This window comes from Mesorhizobium sp. P5_C1 (assembly GCF_054049815.1).
Genome location: NZ_JBFULQ010000821.1, coordinates 1 through 1,812, shown reverse-complemented (window position 1 = coordinate 1,812; position 1,812 = coordinate 1). Strand labels below are relative to the sequence as shown.

Below are 1,812 nucleotides of genomic sequence, written 5' to 3'. Positions count from 1 at the left end.
CTGTCGGGGCTATGCTGCAGTGTGGCGCGTCCTGACCGCTGCCCTGCCGCTTTGGGTACCGGGGAAATGATCGGCGCCAGCATATTTGGCGCGCAGGGTTTTGAACGCATGATTTGGTTTAGCAGAGCAGGGGCAAAACATGAGCAACGATCGAGACTTCCCGGCTGAAGCCGGCATCAGCAACAAAATCACGCGGCGAGACGCATTGATGGCCGGCACGGCGGCAGCGGCGTCGCGACTGGCTACACCGGTTGGCCTTTCGGGCGTGCTCGCTGGCCTTGCCTGGGTTCAGCCTGCGGCCGCCCAGCCGGCGCTCCCCAACATCGTCTACGTCGTCGCTGACGACATGGGCTGGGGGGATGCCGGCTTCAACGGTTCCGATATCAAGACGCCAAACCTCGACAAGCTCGCCGAGGGCGGAGCTCGCTTCGACCAGTTCTACGCCCTGCCTATGTGCACACCAACGCGCGCGGCATTAATGACCGGCCGCTATCCTCTGCGATACGGACTACAGACGGGCGTCATACCGGCAGCGGGCACCTACGGGCTTCCGGTCGATGAGTACCTCTTGCCGCAGGTTCTGAAAGACGCCGGCTACAAGACGGCCATGGTCGGCAAATGGCATCTCGGCCATGCCAAGCCAGAGTTCTGGCCGCGGCAGCGCGGGTTCGACTATTTCTACGGCGCGCTGGTCGGAGAGATCGACCACTTTAAGCATTCCTCCCACGGCGTGAAGGACTGGTATCGCAACAACAAGCCGCTCAACGAAACCGGCTTCGACAACACGCTGTTCGGCAACGAGGCCGTGCGAGTTGTCGAGCGCCACGAGGGCAAGAGCCCKCTATTCCTCTACCTGGCCTTCACCGCGCCGCACACGCCCTTCCAGGCGCCGCAGGAGTATCTCGACCGCTTCAAGGGCATCGCAGACGAGAACCGGCGCAAATATGCAGCGATGATCTCGGTGATGGACGACGGCGTCGGCAAGGTGGTTGCGGCGCTCGAAAAGAAAGGCATGCGCGACAACACCATCATCGTCTTCCACAGCGACAATGGTGGCGTGAAAGACTCGCTGTTTGCTGGCGATTCGAAAGTCGGGGGCACACTGCCCGCCAGCAACGGACCTTATCGTGGCGGCAAGGGCAAACTCTACGAGGGTGGCACCAGGGTCGCCGCCTTCGCCAACTGGCCGGGCAAGATCAAGCCGGGCGTTGTCGACGGCATGGTCCACGTTACGGACATGTATCCCACGCTTGCCGCCGTCGCCGAAGCCAAGCTGGAGAAGAACAAGCCACTGGACGGCATGAATGTCTGGGACGCCCTGAGCGAGGGAAAGCCGTCTCCCCGCGCCGAAGTGGTCTACAACGTCGATCCTCTGGCCGGAGCCGTTCGCAAAGGCGACTGGAAGCTTGTGTGGAAGGCCTCACTGCCGCCGAAGGCGGAGCTTTTCAACCTCGCCGCCGACAAATCCGAAGCTCACGATCTCGCTGCGGCGAACCCGGACAGGATGAAGGAGCTGCAAGGGCGCATCGTCGAACTGGCAGGCGAGATGGCCCCGCCGCAACTGCTTATGGAAGCAGTGCGGCTGACCTTCTTCGCGCCACCGGTAACGGCCGATCCATCGACACTGCTCAGCTTGGGGGACTGACGGCGGGATGGGCAGGCCGTTCGAGGCGCTGGTGCGCGAGATAGGCGCCTACAACTGCCGGCACCTTGCGGTGGTTTTGCAAGAAGGCCGAAAGACGTAAATAATCAATAAGATGCTTGGTCGTCTAGGCATCTAGGCATGACCGGGCAGCGAGGCATAAATAATGC

At 62.0% G+C, this 1,812-nt stretch carries 1 protein-coding gene; it reads left to right on the top strand.

Annotation, left to right across the window (positions count from 1 at the left end; translation table 11 throughout):
• Positions 1–139 precede the first annotated feature (139 nt).
• On the top strand, positions 140–1,645 hold the full coding sequence (locus ACXJ7R_RS31650) for an arylsulfatase B (RefSeq protein ID WP_457155246.1): 1,506 nt from the start codon (positions 140–142) through the stop codon (positions 1,643–1,645).
• The last annotated feature ends 167 nt before the right edge of the window (positions 1,646–1,812 follow it).